Raw genomic sequence first — 18,444 nt, forward strand, 5'->3', positions numbered from 1 at the left:
CGCCGCGGCGGTCAGCGGGCGAGCAGGCCCGTCAGTGTGCCCACGCCGGCGGCGCAGGCGATCACGGCGCAGGCGGCCGCGGCGTGACGTCTGAACAGGTCACGGCGCAGGGTCCGGTAGCGGTCCTCGTACTCCTGCCGGATCTGGGCGGTCCGCTCGATGATCTCGCGCAGCGTGTTCCGGCTGACCTCGAGGCGCTGCTCGACGTAATGGCGTGTGACGTCCTGTGCTTGCGCCGTGGTCAGCCAGGGCATCCGCGCGCACAGCGTCCCGGCCTCCCGCTGCGCCTGGTCCCGGTGGGCGCAGGCGAGGAGGTAGCCCTCGACGGTGTGGACCGAGGATCTGTGCTCCGTGCCGCGGCTCACTGCGGCCCGCTCTTGTGCTCGTCGGCGGCCACGACGTCCCGCTGCCCGGCGTTCGCCTGCTGCTCCAGTTGGGCGAGGTCGGGATGGTGCAGGTCGAAGGCGGGAGACTCGGAGCGGATGCGCGGCAGCGTCAGGAAGTTGTGACGCGGCGCGGGGCAGGGGGTGGCCCACTCCAGGGAGCGGCCGTAGCCCCAGGGATCGTCGACCTTGATCCGCTCGCCGTGTTTGGCGGTCTTCCACACGTTGTACAGGAACGGCAGGGTGGACAGGCCGAGGAGGAACGCGCCGATGGAGGAGAGGGTGTTGAGGGCGGTGAAGCCGTCGGCTTCGAGGTAGTCGACGTAGCGGCGGGGCATGCCCTCGGCGCCGAGCCAGTGCTGCACCAGGAAGGTGGTGTGGAAGCCGACGAACAGCGTCCAGAAGTGGATCTTCTCCAGGCGTTCGTCGAGCATGGTGCCGGTCATCTTGGGCCACCAGAAGCTGAAGCCGCCGAACATGGCGAACACGATGGTGCCGAAGAGGACGTAGTGGAAGTGGGCCACCACGAAGTAGGAGTCGGTGACGTGGAAGTCCATCGGCGGAGAGGCCAGCAGGACGCCGGTGAGGCCGCCGAAGAGGAAGGTGACGAGGAATCCGGCCGCCCACAGCATCGGCGGCTCGAACGACACGGAGCCGCGCCACATCGTGCCGATCCAGTTGAAGAACTTCACGCCCGTCGGCACGGCGATCAGGAAGCTCATGAACGAGAAGAACGGCAGCAGTACCGCCCCGGTCGCGAACATGTGGTGCGCCCACACCGTCACCGACAGTCCGGCGATCGCGATCGTCGCACCGACCAGGCCGCCGTAGCCGAAGATCGGCTTGCGGGAGAAGACCGGGATGATCTCCGTGATCACCCCGAAGAACGGCAGGGCCAGGATGTAGACCTCGGGGTGTCCGAAGAACCAGAACAGGTGCTGCCACAGGACGGCCCCGCCGTTCCCCGGGTCGAAGATGTGCGCCCCGAACTTGCGGTCCGCCTCCAGCGCGAACAGCGCCGCCGCCAGGACCGGGAACGCGAACAGCACCAGCACGGACGTCAGCAGCACGTTCCAGGTGAAGATCGGCATGCGGAACATCGTCATCCCGGGGGCGCGCATGCAGACGATCGTGGTCATGAAGTTGACCGCGCCCAGGATCGTGCCGAACCCGGACAGCCCCAGTCCCATCACCCACAGGTCACCGCCCAGCTGCGTGGTGCGCTCGCCTCCGCTGAGCGGGGTGTAGGCGGTCCAGCCGAAGTCCGCCGCACCCTCGGGAACCATCAGACTGGCCATCACGATCAGCCCGCCGAACAGGAACAGCCAGTACGAGAACATGTTCAGCCGCGGAAAGGCCACATCCGGCGCACCGATCTGCAACGGCATGATCGCGTTGGCGAACCCCGCGAACGTCGGAGTGGCGAACAGCAGCAGCATGATGGTGCCGTGCAGCGTGAACGCCTGGTTGTACTGCTCGTTCGACAGGATCTGCAGCCCCGGCCGGGCCAGTTCCGCTCGCAGCGCCAGGGCCAGCACGCCGCCGAACAGGAAGAACCCGAACGACGTGATCAGATACAGATGGCCGATCTTCTTGTGATCGGTCGTCGTGAGCCAGGTGACGATCACCTGCCCCCGACCGCGGCGCTCCGCCGCCGGCACCGGAGCAACCGGTTCAGTGTGTGTCGCCATCACGTCCCTCAAGCCGCAGTGTGCGTATGTCCCCGCGCGGCAGGCGCGAGGAGCCTTCGCCGGACCGCAACGGCCCGGCATGTGCGTAGCCAGCGCAGCGGAAGCTAGTCCTGTTTACCCGTCGGGATCACGTTGGATGGTCCCCTCCTGGACCGAACGGGCTACTCATTCACCCTTGCGAGGCAGCCACGCAGTGGTCGGCGGGACGGGGAAGGCGTCCCCGGCAGTCCGGGGACGTCTTCCCGGGCAATGCACTGAACCGGGTGCTCAACTGCCGTGACAGCATGGGCAACGCCGTCTTCATCCGGCACAGTCGGCATCACGCCTCCGACCGGCCACGGGAATGGATCCCGCCCGACGAGCGGACCATGGCTGCGGGCACGGGGTCGTCACCGGCGGGCGCCATGGCCGAGGAACCGTTGGGCGGGCAGCCGGAACGCAGGTCAGGCGGCGTCCCGCCAGACCGTCAGGTCCCCGCTGAGGAAGGCGGCCTCCGGTACCGCGGTCGACTTCGTCCCGATGACCAGCAGTCCGATGTTCCCCTCGGAGTCCTTGATGCAGATCTCGGTGCCGTTCGCCGCCGCGGCCAGCTGGAGTATGTGGCTCTTGCCGCGCGCGAGCATGAAACGGCATGTGTCGAGGGTGCCGTCGCCGGGCTCGCCGTACACCTGGAGGAACACCGCGGTCTCGCTCTCCAGTTCGCAGCCGGCCGTCCTGCAGCCGAAGCGGATGTCTCCCTTGCCGTTCATCAGCGGAGTGCCGGGGTCCTCGAGGTTCACCGAGTTCTCCGCGTCCAGCCACACCAGCGGGTAGGGGGTGGCGACGGGCTCCCGGGGTGATGCCGAGGAGGACCTCGGTCCTCCGTCCGCGGACGTGCCGTCGCCGGCCTCTCTCGCGGACGCACCGGAGGAGTCCGGCGACGAGCCCGGCGCCGAAGCCGACGAGGATGCCGCCGGCCCTGCGGCCGGGCCCCCCGCGGATCTCGTGGCACCGGCAGCGCCCCGGTGACCGGTTCCGTCCTTCCCGTCCATGACCGTCCAGGCCAGAGCCGCTACGAGCAGCGCGCCACCCGCCACACCGGCGGAGGTGATCAGTGAGACGCGCCGCCTGCGTGCCGTGCGGTCCTGCGGCGCCGTCCGAGGCCGTCGCGCGGCGGGCGCCGGATGGCCGAGCAGGGGCTGCCGGATCACCGCGGTCGGCCGCGGCACGGGAGCCGGGACCGTCGGCTCCGGACCGGTGACGTCCCGCCACACGACCGGAGTCCCGTCCGCGCCGGTGTCCGCCGCCAGCCGCTGCCGGCACCACTCCACGACCTCCGCCGGAGTGGGCCGCTCGGCCGGGTCGCCGGCCAGGCACCGGGCCAGCAGCGGACGCAGCGGCTCCGGCAGCAGGGAGAGGTCGGGTTCGGTGTGCACGATCCGGTAGAGCACGTTGATGGCCGAACCGTCGCCGTACAGCGGCCTGCCGAGCGCCGCGAACGCCACCGTCTGGGCGAGTGCGAAGACATCCGTCGCCGCCGTGACCTCCAGGCCCGACGCCTGTTCGGGAGCCATGAAGGAGGGGGTTCCTATGGTGCCGCCGGTGGCCGTGTACGCGGTTCCGTCGGCGGCCAGCGCGATACCGAAGTCGATCACCCGGGGCCCGTCGGCGGCCAGCAGCACGTTCGACGGCTTCAGGTCGCGGTGCACGACACCCGCCTCGTGGATGGCCTGCAGCGCCTCGGCCACCCCTGCCATCAGCCACAGCACCGCCGGCACCGGCAGCGGCCCGCGCCGGGCGACCGCCTCCGCCAGGGACGGCCCGGGCACGTACAGCGTGGCCAGCCAGGGCGGCTCACCGTCCGCGTCGCCGTCGATCAACTCGGCGGTGTACGCGCCCCGGACCCGCCGGGCTGCCTTGATCTCCCGGCCGAACCGCCGCCTGAAGTCCGGGTCGTCGGCCAGCTCCGGCCGTACCACCTTGACCGCCACCGGCCGGCCGCCCTGCGTGTGCGCCAGGTAGACCACGCCCATTCCGCCCGCGCCGAGTCGCGCGGCGAGCCGAAAACCGGCCACTACGGCAGGATCGTCCGCCTTGAGTGGCTGGAAGACCTCCGTCGCATGGCTCATCGGCCCCTCCCCCGTCCAGATGTGTCGGCCGACAGCAGCTTAAGGCGTGTCTTCCCATGGCGTGATCATGAGTCGGGCCGTACGGACGGGCTCCACGGCCTGAACCAGGGGGCGGGCCATGCCTCCGCTGCCGCCAGCAGCGGGAAGAGGGTCGCGCCGTCCAAGCTCTCCCGGATGACGTCGGCGTGGCCTCCGTGCCGTGCGGTCTCCTCGATCAGGTGGAGCAGGACCCAGCGGACCGACCATTCCCCGACCTCCTCGGGGAACCACGGCAGTCCGCGCGGCACCGGAACGGCCTGTCCGAGGTCCCGGACGCCCGCGATCACCGCGTCTGTCCGCTCGGCCGCCTCCGCGTACGCGGCCAGTACGCCGGCCAGGTCCTCGCCCTCGGCGAGCCGGAACTCGTCGGCGTCCGACTCGTCCGCCTTCCGCTGGGATCCACGCTGCCGCTGGAGGATCAGGTCGGTCCAGAAGGTCTCGCAGTGTCCTGCGTGCTTGATCAGTCCGCCGATGCTCAGCTCGCTCGCGGAGGGCGCGAGGCGGGCCTGGTCGTCGGTCAGACCGTGGGCGGTGGCCCGCAGCGCGCGGCGCTGTTGAGCGAGGTAGGTGGTCAACGCCGCGCGCTCGTCTACGACAGGTGGGGCGAATCCCGACATGGCAGACCCTCTCCCTGTAAGAAGTTTCAGCAAGTTGCGACCGGACTCTACTGGGATCATCCGCGTCTGCGCAGCCCCCTCCCCTTCCCGCACGCACGGAGCGGTCTGCAGCGCGCCGACGAGCCCCGACCGCGCCTCCGCGGATGAAAAGCTTTGCGTCATCTTGCGCAAAGCAGGGGCGTCCCCCGTTGAGCCTCGCCACGGACGGGAGGTGGCCCGCGGATGTCACCTCCCGGAGGCTCGACCGGCCCCGCGCCTCGGACGACCAGCCCCAAGGGCCTCCCACCGTCACACGCCGGACTTGTTCATAACTTGAACGAAGACCGTCAAGGGATTCGGACCGCCCGGCCGGATCACGCTCCCCACGGACCTCCCGCAGCACATTGGGTCACCATGCGACTCCGAGTTGTGTTGGGATGTGCGCGGGCGGCGGCCCCCGATCCGCCATCCCAGGGCGGCGCCCGCCGCCTTGTGTTCAGAAGGGAAAGACATGCTCTCGATACGTAACGGGGCGTCAGCCGCCTGGCGGTCGGCGCTCATGCTCGCCGTGCTCCTTGCCGGGGTGCTCGTCGCCACGACCCCCGGAGCGCGCGCGGCCGCGACGCAGGACACCGCCGTCACCTTCCGGGTGCAGGCGCCGACCGAAGGCGAGACCCTCCTGGTCTCCGGCAGCGCCCCGCAGCTGGGCGCCTGGGACCCGGCCAAGGCCGTTCCCCTGGGCACCACGGCGAGCGCCTATCCGCACTGGTCGGCCGGCGTGCAGCTGCCCGTCGGCGCCATCGTGCAGTACAAGTACCTCAAGCGCTCCCCCACCGGGGCGGTGACCTGGGAAAGCGTCCCCAACCGCACCCTGACCGTCTCCCCGGGCGCACCGGGCAACGACGACCGCTGGAACGTCAGCCCGGTGACCGCCACCTTCCAGGCCACGGCCACCACCCACTGGGGCCAGAACCTCTACGTCTCGGGCAACCTGCCCGACCTCGGCAGCTGGGACCCGGCCAAGGCCCTCCCCCTGACCACCGCATCCGCGACCTACCCGCTGTGGTCCGGCACCCACCAGCTGCCGCCGAACACCACCGTGCAGTACAAGTACCTGAAGAAGAACCCCGATGGCTCCGTCATCTGGGAGAACGGTGACAACCGCACCGTCGTCACGCCGGCCGCCGGCGCTCTGACGCTCAACGACACCTGGCGCTGACGCCCGCGGTGCCGGGGCCGAGGGATATGGGACAGATACCCCTCGGCCCCGGCACCGTCAGTATCCCCGCGCTCGGACCGGATCACCGCCTTCCCGCACGATCCGACCGCCACCGGACACGGTCGGCCGCCACGCGCCCGTTGCGCACGCTCGGCACACGGCCGGTCGCGCTGGGTACCATGCGCGCATGGCCATCAGACTCGAGAACGTCGGCATCGCCGTTCGCGATCTCGAAGCAGCGATCTCGTTCTTCACCGACCTCGGCCTGACGGTCGTCGGCCGCGACACGGTCAGTGGCGAATGGGCCGACACCGCCGTCGGCCTCGACGGCAACCACGCCGACATCGCGATGCTCCGGACTCCGGACGGTCACGGCCGTCTCGAGCTCTTCGAGTACATCCACCCCGAGGCGATCGAGTCGGAGCCCACTCGCCCCCATGAGATCGGCATGCACCGCGTCGCCTTCTCGGTCGACGACATCGACCAGGCCCTCGAGACGGCCGCGAAGCACGGATGCCGTCCGCTTCGCGGCGTGGCGACCTATGAGGACCTCTACAAGCTCACGTACGTCCGCGGCCCCAGCGGCATCCTGGTGATGCTGGCCGAGGAGCTGAACAAGAAGGGCGGCTGAACGGGCGGCCGCTCAGCGGGGAGTGGGTCCTCGCCCCGCACTCGCCGCCACGACGACTCCCGGTCGCGGTCAGGCGGACGTCGACGTGACGGCGTCGAGCCCGGTCGCCCGAGGCCGCGCCTCAGCGGCGCGGCGTCCGTCCGTGGCGCCTCGCCGCCCCGCCAGGCGGCACCCGAGGCAGTCCGGGTGCCCCGCCCGGGCACTGGTGTCCCGGACGCGCCAGTCCCACTGCTCGACCGGGCGCGGTCCGCCCGGCTTGCCCCAACCCGCCAGGTGAAGCACCCAGGTGACGACGAGCGCCAGGGCGAGCACGCCTACGCCGGCGAGGGGCAACCACCGCCGACGTCATGATCACGCCGAGACCGCACACCCCGGAGCGGGCCCGGGAGCTCTTCGGGGAAGCGATGCAGGAGATCCGCGCGGAGTCACCGCGGGAGCAGTGACGCCGCTCGCCCCCGGTCCCGCGTGCGGCGCGCCCCTCGATGCGCCCTGTTGATGTTCGCGGCTGGAACGGTTTCACTCGACGTCGGCGTGCACGTACGCGCGCCGTACGGGTGACGAAGGAGTGGACCGTGAAGCGACGAAGGCTGCTGGGCACCGCGGCGGCATCGGCCGGTGTGGCGCTGTTACCGGGCAGGGTGACGGCGGCCGGAGACGGACTGGCCGCACGGGTGCGGCCCTACCTGGACCGCGCGCTGGCCGCCGGCGCGCCGAGCACGGTGTTCGGTGTCGTCCGCGGTCACCGCCGGTATGTCGCCGGTGCCAGCCGGAACGGCCCCGCCCCCGACGGCAGGACCGTGTTCCAGCTCGGCTCGATCGGCAAGACGCTCACGGCGACCGCGCTGGCCCGCGCCGTGCACGCGGGTACGGTGCGCCTGGACACGCCGCTCAGCCTGCCCCCCGGGTTCGCCGTCCCGCGCGGGGCAACCCGGCGGATCACCCTGCGCGACCTGGCGACCCACTCCTCGGGCCTGCCCAGTCTCCCCGCCAACCTCCTCGACGGGGCGGACCCGTACAACCCGTACGCGCACTACACGTTGGAGGACCTGGCCACCGGGCTGCCCCGGACCCCGCTGAGCCATGAGCCGGGCAGTGCGTACACGTACTCCAACCTGGGCTTCGGCCTGCTCGGGCAGGCGCTGGCCTTCGACGGCGTGGACGCGATGCTGCGGCGCGGGGTGACCGGTCCCCTGGGCCTGTCGGACACGACCACGGCCCTCCGGCCGGACATGGCCTCCCGCAAGGCCGTCGGCCATATGGACGGGGAGGCCGTCCCCGACTGGCGCGACCACGTCCTCAGCGGTGCGGGCACCTCGATGTACAGCACCGCCGACGACGTCCTCAGGTACCTGAACGCCCAGCTGCACCCGGAGCGCTCGCCACTGCGGGACGCGATCGAACTGACGCAGCGGCACCACTTCACCGACCCCGCCACGGGTCTGCGGCTGGGACTCGGCTGGCACTTCGGCGTACTGGCCGACGGCCGCACGGTGACCTGGCACAACGGCGGCACCTACGGATTCAGCACCTGCGCGGCGTTCGACCGCGCGAGCGGGACGGCGGTGATGATGATGGTGAACACGTACAGCGACGGCTCACACGCGTTCGACGCCCTGGTCTTCGCTCTGCTGGGCGAACTCGCCGGCTCCTGAATCCACCGCCGGACGCCGGGGCCCGGCCGCGAACGGCAGCGGGCCGCCGGCGCCCGCGGGAGTGCTAGCCCGTCACCTGCCGGCCGGCCCGCCGCCTGGCCCAGGACACCACCCCGGCCGCGAGGCCGCCGACGGCGGCGAGAAGTCCCAGCAGCCCTGCCGCCGCCCACAGGAGCAGACCGGTGCGGCTGTCGAGGGCCCGGGCCCGCACCGCGGTCGCCGCGACACTGCCCGACCGTTCGGTGAGGAAGTAGCGCGAGTCGTTGGAGTTCGCGCGGTGATCGCCGAGCAGGAAGAGCCGCCCCTCGGGCACCACCACGTCGTAGGCGACGGTCGTGCCCGAGGGGTCGCCGTCCTTCACGTACGGTTCGGCGAGGGGTTCGCCGTTCACCGTCACCGGACCGCCAGGGCCCTGCCGGACGCGGTCGCCGCCCAGGCCGATCACGCGCTGCAGGACCGGCATGCCCTGATAGCGGTTCGCCGTCCGGTAGAACACCACATCGCCCCGCTGTATCTCGCCCGCGTCGATCTTCTCGAGGAAGACGAGATCTCCGGACGAGTAGGTCGGGGTCATGGCGTCGCTGTTGACCCTGGCCGACCCGTAGTTGCTCCCGATCACCAGGATCGAGCTCACGGCCAGAACCGTTCCGGTGGCGGCGAGCACCCACGCGGTGACCCTCGGTCCACGTCCAGTGCGGCTCATGTCACGCCTCCTGTCCGGGTGTGAAGGTCGCGCCGAGGTTGTAGTGGGCGATCCCGAAGGGCTGGAAATCCGCATCCGCGAGCACTCGGTAGAGGAATTCCGAGGTGGACATCTCGTACCGGCACCACTCGTCGTCCTCGGCTCGGGCGAGGATGGGGTACTCGCCGGGCCGCTGAGCGTCGATCAGCCAGCAGTACTGGTCGCCCCATTCCGTGAAGGCCCAGGTGGCGAGGCCCTTGCCGCCCGGCGCGTACACCGAGTAGGGGTCCACTGCGGAGACCTCACCGGTCGTCGGGTCCCGGTCGACGGCGAGATGCGCGCGCCACTGCGACATGAAGTCGAAGACGACACCCTCGTCACGGGCGAGGAAATAGACGGAATCGGCGAACGTGCCGCCGCCGAATGCCTCGAAGAGTTCTTTGTAGTCAGCCGGCAGCGGGATGCCCAACTCCTCCTCCACCGCCGCCCAGTCGACCGGGATTCCGAGCGGCTTCCACCCCGTCAGCTCGATCAGACGCTGCACCCACATGTGGCAACCTTTCACAAGGGAGAAGAAGGAGGGTGTGGGGGAATATCGTGACCGATATTCCCCCACACCCATTGTATCTTCAGCGAATCAGGCGACTATCTCAGGGCTTGGGCTGAAGTCCTGAGGGTGTGTTCCAGATCGTGATGGGGTCGAGCGGCATTTCCCCGGTGTCCATGTTCAGCCATTTGATGGTCAGATAGTCGGGGGCGCCTTTTCGGCCGGTGTAGTGGGCGGTCACCTCGTAGTAGACGGTGTCCCCGGCCGCCACCATCTTGGCGACCTGGTTCTCCACCTTCTTCATGTCGGACCCGTTGGGCGTGGCGTACAGGGCCACCAGGTTCCGGCGGTCGGTACCGCTGCCGCCCAGCGTGTTGGCCAGCAGGTGACCGCGGTTCATCCCGCCCGCCATGCCCGGCGGGATGGTTCCCGGGTGCTCCCTCATCGGACGCGGCACCGGCGTGCCCGCGATCAGGGAGTCCGGGTCGCCCATCTTCTGGCCCTTGTTGTTGATCCAGCTGAAGTCGCCCTTGTTGAGGCAGGCCCTGACCCCCTGCGCCCTGTTGTGCTTGTCGAGGGGCTGGTAGAAGGTCATGCTCTGGTCGTCGGTGCAGTTGGCCTCCGTGAACGGGAAGAGCGTGTCCGCGGGCACCCAGTCCCAGTCGTCCTCGGGCGTGGTGAGCCGGCCCTTGCTGAGGTCGCCCGAGTGCTCGGACGAGTACCCGTTGGGGGCCGTCTCGTTGTACCAGCCGATGCCGGTGAGGAAGGTGTCGAGGACGGTGCCCCAGCCGCCCTTCGTCTTCTTCGCGCCGCCGACGACGAAGTCACTGGCGTCATCGAAGAAGTCCTCGCAGGCGTCCCAGCCGAAGCAGTGGCCGTCCATCTCCACGAAGGTGGTGGGGTTGCCGCCCGTGAAGGCGTAGCGGTTGCCGGTGTACGGGTCCGAGCCGAGGCCCATGTCCGCGAGGGCGCCGTTGTACATGTCCCGGCTGGTGAACCGGTTGAGGCCCGGGTTGTAGTCCCGGAAGCCCATGTCGTACGTACCGGCGTGGGCGTCCCACCGCTTGGAGTTGTAGCGGTAGGGGTTGTACGCCTCCTTCGTCGGGTCGCCCGCGTCGGGCTTGTCGATGCCGGTGAACTCCGACTCGTCGTCCGAGCCGTACGCCGTGTAGCCGTACGTGGCGGTGGCGTTGCCGTCCTTGTCGGTCAGCGTCTCGACGTCGGTGTGCGAGTTGTAGCCGTAGTAGCCGTCCTCGCTGGTGCCGTCGTCCTTGTGCGTGACCTGGGACAGGCGCTCGCCCCACGGGCTGTACTGGTAGGACTTGGTGAGTTCGCCGGCGACTTCCTCGCCCAGCACCTCGGTCGACAGGCCCAGGTAGCTGAAGTCGGTCGTCTTGCCGTCGGCCGTCTTGGAGGCCGTGCGGTCCAGCGGGTCGAAGGTGTACTTGGTCGTCTTCAGCGCGCCGGCGTCGTCCATCTTCTGGGACTCGACGACATGGTCGAAGCCGTCGTACACCGAGCGCTCGATGACCTTGCCGCCGCCGGTCACGGACTCCTGGCGGCCGAACGGGTCGTAGTTGTAGGTCGCCGTCGAGCCGCCCGCGGTCGCCGAGAGCAGCCGGTTGCGGTCGTACGCGTAGGTGGTGGTGACGTCCTTGACCGTCTGGCTGATGACGTTGGAGTTGTCGTCGTGGACGTACGTGTCGGTGCTCGCGCCGTTGCCGGTCTTGACCGACTTGGCGAGCCGGTTCGCGGGGTCGTAGGTGTAGTTGGTGGTCGACTCGAGGTAGGCCGACTGGTTGTCGGCGTTCATCTTCTTCGCGATGTCCTGCGCCTTGTTCCCGTTGGGGTCGTAGGCGTAGGTGTGCGAGGAGACGAGGATGCCGTTCGGCTTCTTCTCCGTGGTCGTCCTGACCGCACCGTTCAGGTAGTAGGTGTAGTCGACCGTGTTCTTGTTGTTCTTGGTCTCCCGGAGCTTCAGGCCCCGGTCGGTGTAGGTGTAGGACGTCACCTTCGGCGAGGCGTCCGTCGGGCTCTTGCCCACCGAGACCGTCTTGACCAGGTCGCGCAGGTCGTAGGTGTACTTGGAGTACTGGTCGGGGTGGGTGATCGACTCCGGCTTGCCGTTGGCGTCGTACACGTACGACGTCGACTGCTTCTCCTGGCCGGCGAGCGCCTCGGTCACCTTCTGGACCTGGTTGAGGCCCGTGTACGTGATCGTGTACGCGTCGATCCTGGCACCGGAGGAGGTGTCGTCGATCGAGGTCAGGTTGCCGTTGACGTCGTAGGCGTAGGCGAAGGACTTCTTCTCGCTGTCGGTCTCACCCGAGGTGTCGCGCACCAGTTTGACCGCGTCCGCGACGACGGTCCCGCCGGCGTTCTGCTCCAGCTTCAGCCGGGCGTCGTTGCCCTGCTTGAGGCTGTAGGAGCCGAGCGGCACCCAGGTGCCGGCGGACGCGTTCTGGTCCTTGGTCACCGCCGGGTGGGTGGTCGTGCCCTGGGACAGGGTGTACTTCGCCGTCGTGGCGGCGCCGGTCACCTTCGGGTACTTCACGTACGCGGTGTAGGTGCCGTCCCTGGGGATGTTCAGCGTCCACGTGTGGGCGTCGGTTCCCGTGCCGGCCGCGTGCGTGCGGTGGTCGTAGCCCTGCTGCCCGGCGGCGTTCCCCTTCGTCCAGGTACCCGTGAAGGAGGTGTGCTGGGTGTCGGAGTTGTCCACCAGGACCACCGACCTGCCCACCGGGACGCCGTCGTCCGCCTTGGACTTCAGCTTGCCGTCGGGGTAGTACGACCACGTCATGGTGCGTTCCGAGGAGCCGCCCGCGGAGGTGAGCGTGCGGGCCTTCTGCTGGCCCAGATCGGTGTAGTCGAAGGTGGTGGTGATGTCCCACGGGTCGGTGGACTTCTTCGTCCAGCCGTTGTCGTAGTACTCGAAGACGGTGTCGTTGCGGACCGTCTGGCCCTCCGACGGCGGCAGCGAGCTCTTCGCCACCCGGCCCACGGCGTCGTACACGGTCTGCGTGTAGACGTCGGGGTTGTTGTAGCGGCCGTCGTTCGGGTCGTACGGCAGGAACTTCTTGACCGGCCGGTTCAGCGCGTCGTACTCGGTGCGCTGGGTGAAGTCGTCGGCGGTGGCGGTGGCCGTGCCCCGCGGGCTGATCACCTTGGTCGTGTTGCCGACCTGGTCGTACTCGTACCGGGTCGTGCGGAACGTGGTGCCCTCGTAGGGGACCCGGACCTCCTTCTGCTTGCCCCGCTCGTCGTAGTCGATGTACGTGACGTTGCCCTCGGGGTCCTTGGTCTCGACGACCAGGGAGTCCTTGTCGTAGGTGGTCGAGGTGGACTTGCCGGCCGCGTTCGTGACCGAGGTGACCCGGTGGTTCAGGTCGTAGGAGGTCTTGGTCAGGAAGTCGGACGGGTCCGCCGTGGCGTTCTTCTTCGGGTCGACGATCTGGGTGACGTTGCCGACGTCGTCGTACGAGTAGGAGATCTTGTCCTGCGCGGAGTTCACCACGGAGACCAGCTGGTAGATCTCGTCGTACGCGTTGGTGATGACGTGGTCGTCCGGGTCCGAGGTGGTCAGTACGCCCTTCGGCTCGGTCGTCGTCAGGAGGTTGCCGACCTTGTCGTAGGTGTAGACCGTCCTGCGCTCGCCGGAGGTGGCCGTGTCCTTCGGCGCGGTGTCCGAGGTGATCTGGTCCGCCGCGTCGTACACCGCCGTGGACACCGCGCCGTTGGGCGCGGTCGCCTTGGTGACGTTGTCGTTCGCGTCGTACTCCGGCGCCGGCATCGTGATCAGCACGCCGGCCGCCTGGTCCTTCGGGACCGTCTTCACCGTCGGGCGGCCGAACGCGTCGTACTCCTGCGTGGTCTTCTTGCCCAGCGCGTCGGTGACCTCGCGGACCTGGCCGCGCGCGTCGTAGACGTAGGCCGTCGACTTGCCCAGCGCGTCGGTGATCTTCGCCGGGAAGCCCGTGGGGCCGAACTCGCTGTTGGCCGTCGGGTTGCCGTTGGCGTCGGTCGCCTTGGTCAGCTGACCGTGGGCGTCGTACTCGTACTTGGTGGTGTAGTCGTCCGCCGTCGACGTCGCGACGCCCTTGGGGTCGGTGACCGTCTTCAGGTTGCCGAAGGTGTCATAGCCGAACCGCCATGTGCGGCCCTCCGGGGAGGTCTTGCTGACCAGGTCGACGGAGTAGCCGTCCAGACGGGTCTGGTAGCCGTACTGCTGGGAGCCGGCCGGGTAGGTGCCCGGGGCGCATTCCGAGGCGGCCGGGACACCGGACTTGTTGTTCTCCGCGTCCCGGGACCAGAGCGGGTAGCCGGTCCGCTGGTCGTAGCAGTAGGCGCTCTTGGCCCCGTTGGCCTCCTCCATGTACGTGACGTTGTTGTCCGCGTCCCACGCCATCCTGGTGGTCTGGGACTTGGCGTTGGTCGTCTCGACGGGGCGGCCGAAGTCGTCCGTCACGTAGGACGTGGTGTGCGACTCCGCGTCCGTCACCCTGGTGTCGGTGAACTTGGCGTTCGACGCGTTCGCCGCGTACGTGAACCCGGTCGTCCCGTTCAGGCGGTCGGTGACCGTCTTGGCCCACCAGTGGTACTTGGGGTCGTCACCGGCCGACGGCTCGTTGTACGCCAGTTTCGTGGCGTTGCCGCGCGGGTCGGTGATCTGGACCAACTTGACGTTCTTGTTGCCCTGCGTGGCGTCGTACACGAAGCCGAAGACCTTCGGCTGGGCCGTGCCCGCGCCGTCGGTCATCCTGGTCAGCAGGCCCTTGTCCGAGTACTCGAACGTGAGCTTGCGCCCGGAGATGTCGGTGACCGACCGGATGTGGTCCTCGGTCTTCGGCGAGGTCGCCTCGGCCTTGTCGTAGTAGTCGACCGTGAGCGACTGCCGGCCCGCCGGGTCCGTGACGTAGACCAGGAACTTGGTCGGCTTGTTGTTGGACTTGCGCTCCTGGTACGTGAACGTCTGCGTGTTGCCGTTCTGGTCGGTCGCGGACGTCATGTAGCCGTCGCAGCCGAACAGGAAGCGGGTGCCGTCGGGGCGGGTGAGCGTCCAGGCGTCCGGGACCGGGTCCTTGGCCGGGGTGCAGTCCAGGCCCGCCTTGGCCGTGATCCGGTAGTGGACGCCGGCCGGGGCCTTCCACGTGCCGTCCGCCTGCTTGCGGAAGACGTGCGTGGTGCCGTCGCCGTCCGGGAGGCGGATCTCCGTCGGGTGCGGGTTGGGGTGGAAGTCCAGCGGGGCACCGAGCCGGATCGGGCCCGAGGCCTGGAAGGACCAGCCGTGGCCGGAGACCGTGTCCGAGGTGTCCAGCGAGTTGTACGCCACCCGGAAGAACGTGTTCAGGCCGCGGCCGGGGTTGGTGAACGCGTTGTACTGCCACACGCTGTTGCCGGCCGCCAGGTTGTTCATCACCGACGAGCCGGCGCCGGTGTTCTTGCCGGTGTAGGAGTAGAACTTCTCCATGCCCAGCTGGTTGGACGTCGGGTCCTCGACGGCGACGTTCTGCCGCAGGCCGGGGACGCCGGAGGCGGTGGAGACCCAGGCGCCGGTCGTCTTGTTCTGGACGTCCCAGGTCAGGACGTAGTCCGTCCGCTTGTTGCCGTTGTCCGAGTTGACCGGCGTCCTGACGGCGGCCCGCAGGTCGACGGTGTCGCCCGGCACCAGGTCCTTCGGCAGGGCCGTCCGGAGCTGGTTGCCGCCGTTGGTGACGTCCGTGCCGTCGGGCAGGGTCCACCGGTACGACAGCACGTGGTCGGCGGCCGTCCAGGAAGCGGTGGTGGTGTTGGTGAGGGTGAAGTCGACCGTGTAGTCGCTGTTGGGCGTCATGCGCGCGGGGGTCTGCGGCGCGTAGTACGTCGAGGCGGTCGTCGAGTCGATGTACGTGACCACGACGCGGGGCCGCAGTCGCTGCTCGGTGCCCTCGGAGGACAGGAACAGCGTCCTCTCCTGCGCCGCCGTCTCGTCGGCCATCTTGATGACGACGCCCCGCTGCGAGGCGGGAGTGGTCACCCAGGACTGGGCGAGGGAGGTGATGTTCCAGTCGTGCCGGGCGGGGTCGTTCGTCTTCGGGCCCGTGTCGCCCGCCACGGCACCGAAGTCACCGCCGGCCGTGGTCCAGTTCGTGGTGGCGTTCGCCTTGACCCAGGTGGCCGTGGCCTCGTCGAAGTCGCGGGTGAGCGGGCGGATCTCGTAGAGGGCGCCGGCGGCGTCGGTGGCGGTCTGGGTGGACCACAGGCGCACCTTCGCGTCCAGCACCCGGGCCGTCTGCGGGATGCCCAGGGCCGGGAACTTCAGCACCGCGCGGGTGTCGCCGTAGGTGGTGGAGTTGTTGCCGACGCTCAGCCAGTTCTTGGGTCCGCCGTCGTCGATGGTGTCGTGCGCCGACGTCGGCCGGGCCGCGGAGAGCGTGGTGTCCTGGACCGCGTCGAGGACCTTGGTCGTCCGGCCCGCCTTGGGCAGGCGCACGAGCTGGGTGGGCGCGCCGACGACCTGCCCGTCCTTCGTCTTGACCGCGACCATGTAGTAGTACGCGCGGCCGAACGGATCGGGGTCGTCCGCCTTCGTCGGTGTCGCCGAGGTGTCCGTGTACGACGTGGTGCCCGCGGCGACCGGGGCGACGAGCGTCGCGGCCGACGGCGTGAACGTCTGGCTGACGGAGCGGTGGACCTGGTACTCGACGAGGTCGTCGCCGGTGCCGACCGGGTCCTGGTCGTCGTACGCGGACCAGGTGAGCTCCGCGCCGGTGTCGTGGATGGTGGTCGGGGCGGCGAGGTCGACGCCCTGCCGGCCGAACGTCAGCACCAGGCGCGGGTAGTTGGCGGTCTCACCGCCGTAACCGAACTCGGAGCCCTCGTACCGCGGACCGCCCTTGGGGCCGTTCGCGGACTCGTCACCCGCCTTGACCACGAACCCGTTGTTCGCGTACGTCCCGTCGATCCACTGCTGGACCGTCCTGGTCACGGGGAAGCTGTGCCAGGTGTTGAGCTCGCCCGGCTTCTTGGTGACCACGCCGCCCTTGGTGAACCGGACCGCGTCCGCGATCACCGAGGTCGTGGTCGACGCGGGGCCGTCACCGAGGACTATCTTGCCCAGGGTGCCCGCCTTGAACGGGTGCGAGCCCAGCGTCTTCCACACGCCGCCCGTGCCGGCCTGCTGGTCGACCGTGTAGGTCTTCGACCCGCCGTCGTAGGTGACGGTGTAGGGGGCGCTCGTCGCGCGGTCCGAGGCGGAGACGTAGTGCGCCTCGACCTGGTAGGTGCCGTCCTCGGGGAGGCTCGGCTGCCAGGTGTAGGTGTCGCCCGAGACCGAGTCCTTGTTGTACAGGTAGTCCTGGTTGACGGCGTACTGCGTGTACGCGGTGTTGCCCGACGCGGGCCAGGCGCCGACGGCCGCCGTCCTCCCGGTCTCGCCGTCGTCGACCACCACCGCGGTGCCGGACAGCTCGCCGGTGATCGCGCCGGCGTTGTTCCAGGTGGCCTGGTCCTCCGTCCAGGGCTGGGTGGCGCGGTGCGCCTCCAGCCGTACCTCCGTGTCACCGGCGGTGTGCGTCTGGTCGTAGTACAGCCGGAGATCGGCCGAGTCCACCTTCGTGCCGGCCGGGACGCCGGTCAGCGGGAACTTCAGCAGCGCCCGGGAGGAGCCGGTGCTGGTGTTGCCGACCGACAGCCGCCAGTTGTCGTCGTAGTTGGACGCCGGGCCGTCCGAGGAGATCATCACGTCCTGGGCCGTGGTCGGCGTCGGCGCGATGGCGATCGTCGGGTCGATGGTGACCGGGTACCGGCGCTCCGGCGCGGCCAGCCAGGCAGGGTCCGGGGTGACGCGGAGCGTCCAGCCTTTTCCGGCCCTGGCCAGCTTCTGGGTGACCTTCTCGCTGTGGGCGACGCCGTACGGCGACCGGGCGTCCTTCCCCGCGTCCGTCATGAACGCCGGAGGGATCACCAGGACCGGGTGCGCGCCCTCGCCGTAGAAGGAGACCGAGCCGTCCCTGCCCGCCTTCGGCGTCAGTCCGCCCGCGTCCAGGGTGAAGGTGAAGGAGACCGGGCCCGAGGGCTTGCGGTCCAGGACGATGTTCTCCTTCACGCGACCCGGTCCGACCTGGTACGACAGGTCGGCGCCGGCCACGGCGTCCTTGTACGTGACGGTGTCGCCCTGGGCGACGGGGGCCAGCTCGGCCGCGCCCTGGAGGCCGAGGGTGACGGCGTGCCCGGCACCGGCCTCGAAGCGGAGCATCCGGCTCGGGTCCGAGCCGAACCAGCTGCGGGCCGCGTTGGTGGTGTTGGCGAAGTCGAAGCCCGCGGTGCCGGTCGGGGTGACCGTCGGATCGATGTCCTTCCAGGACTTCCCCGCCCGGTATCCCGTCGGCACGGCGGACACCTCGGCCTGGACCCGGCCGTCGGACAGCCTCCAGTACCGGGCGTTCTCCGTGCGTCTGCCCGTCAGCTCCGCGACGCGCTCCGCCTTCCCGGCCGCCTTGCCCTTCGGCAGCTTCTCCCGGCTCGGCAGCGTGGGGGTACCTCCGGTCGACGGTTCCTCCGGTCCGTCCGGCTCGCCCTCGTCCCCGGAGAACCAGCCGACGAAGGCGTCGACGACACCCTCGCCGTCGTCGGGGGTAACCGGTGCCGCGTACGCGACTTGGGGCAGCATGGTCCCGGCCACCGCCGACACCACGAGGCAGGCTATTGCCCGCCCATATCTGACTTTCACGCCATCCCTTTCATCGGCGCCCTTTCCGCCGAGGCGAAAAGGGCGCGCCGCCGCGCCGGCTCGGCCGTTCCGCCGCCGGTCACGGATGGACCTGACCTCGGCCGGAACACCTCGGGACATGACGGATCAGGCCACCTTCCGGACAGCGGAAAGCGGCCTCGTCAGAGGTGAGTCGATCGTGGCGGAGGG

General features: G+C 69.5%; 10 protein-coding genes and 1 pseudogene. 3 read left to right on the top strand and 8 right to left on the bottom strand.

The genetic code is table 11. The features are described 5' to 3' along the window. Nucleotides 1-11: 11 nt before the first annotated feature. The 4 genes from SGLAU_RS00780 to SGLAU_RS00795 form a co-directional block, all read right to left on the bottom strand. The gene (locus SGLAU_RS00780) at nucleotides 12-365 is read right to left on the bottom strand and encodes a hypothetical protein (RefSeq protein ID WP_043497414.1); all 354 of its coding nucleotides are present in this window, start codon (nucleotides 363-365) and stop codon (nucleotides 12-14) included. Continuing rightward, complete coding sequence (gene ctaD, locus SGLAU_RS00785; protein WP_078957526.1) at nucleotides 362-2,074, bottom strand: cytochrome c oxidase subunit I; 1,713 nt, start codon at nucleotides 2,072-2,074, stop codon at nucleotides 362-364. The genes SGLAU_RS00780 and ctaD overlap by 4 nt, the downstream gene beginning before the upstream one ends. Nucleotides 2,075-2,517: 443 nt before the next feature. Then, a complete protein-coding gene (locus SGLAU_RS00790; protein ID WP_043497419.1) occupies nucleotides 2,518-4,182 on the bottom strand; it encodes a protein kinase domain-containing protein in 1,665 nt (554 codons plus the stop codon). A gap of 65 nt (nucleotides 4,183-4,247) precedes the next feature. Then, a complete protein-coding gene (locus tag SGLAU_RS00795) occupies nucleotides 4,248-4,838 on the bottom strand; it encodes a DinB family protein (RefSeq protein WP_043497423.1) in 591 nt (196 codons plus the stop codon). A 490-nt stretch (nucleotides 4,839-5,328) separates the two neighbouring features. Between SGLAU_RS00795 and SGLAU_RS00800 the strand changes: the two genes are divergently transcribed. Both SGLAU_RS00800 and SGLAU_RS00805 read left to right on the top strand, forming a co-directional pair. Further along, nucleotides 5,329-6,036 carry a CBM20 domain-containing protein gene (locus tag SGLAU_RS00800; protein WP_078957527.1) on the top strand — a complete coding sequence of 236 codons (708 nt, stop codon included), beginning with the start codon at nucleotides 5,329-5,331 and terminating at the stop codon, nucleotides 6,034-6,036. A gap of 187 nt (nucleotides 6,037-6,223) precedes the next feature. Continuing rightward, nucleotides 6,224-6,667 (top strand): VOC family protein, encoded by a 444-nt coding sequence (locus SGLAU_RS00805; protein ID WP_043497426.1) that lies wholly within the window; start codon nucleotides 6,224-6,226, stop codon nucleotides 6,665-6,667. A gap of 69 nt (nucleotides 6,668-6,736) precedes the next feature. On the opposite strand, the pseudogene SGLAU_RS36100 reads toward SGLAU_RS00805, so the two are convergent. Continuing rightward, nucleotides 6,737-6,979, bottom strand: a pseudogene (locus SGLAU_RS36100) (HGxxPAAW family protein); the annotation flags it as partial. 260 nt (nucleotides 6,980-7,239) lie between these two features. Here SGLAU_RS36100 and SGLAU_RS00815 point away from each other — a divergent pair. Further along, nucleotides 7,240-8,319, top strand: a complete 1,080-nt coding sequence (locus SGLAU_RS00815; protein ID WP_043497432.1) for a serine hydrolase domain-containing protein — start codon at nucleotides 7,240-7,242, stop codon at nucleotides 8,317-8,319. A 64-nt stretch (nucleotides 8,320-8,383) separates the two neighbouring features. Here SGLAU_RS00815 and lepB read toward each other — a convergent pair whose 3' ends face one another. The 3 genes from lepB to SGLAU_RS00830 all read right to left on the bottom strand — a co-directional run bounded on the left by lepB (nucleotide 8,384) and on the right by SGLAU_RS00830 (nucleotide 18,195). Next, on the bottom strand, nucleotides 8,384-9,022 hold the full coding sequence (gene lepB / locus SGLAU_RS00820; protein WP_043497434.1) for a signal peptidase I: 639 nt from the start codon (nucleotides 9,020-9,022) through the stop codon (nucleotides 8,384-8,386). A 1-nt stretch (nucleotide 9,023) separates the two neighbouring features. Beyond that, the gene (locus SGLAU_RS00825) at nucleotides 9,024-9,551 is read right to left on the bottom strand and encodes an SMI1/KNR4 family protein (protein WP_043497437.1); all 528 of its coding nucleotides are present in this window, start codon (nucleotides 9,549-9,551) and stop codon (nucleotides 9,024-9,026) included. Between the two features lie 100 nt (nucleotides 9,552-9,651). Beyond that, entirely contained in the window at nucleotides 9,652-18,195 is an 8,544-nt protein-coding gene (locus SGLAU_RS00830) for a DNRLRE domain-containing protein (RefSeq protein WP_099052891.1), read from the bottom strand. Nucleotides 18,196-18,444 lie beyond the last annotated feature (249 nt).

The sequence above is a fragment of the Streptomyces glaucescens genome (assembly GCF_000761215.1).
GTDB lineage: Bacteria > Actinomycetota > Actinomycetes > Streptomycetales > Streptomycetaceae > Streptomyces > Streptomyces glaucescens_B.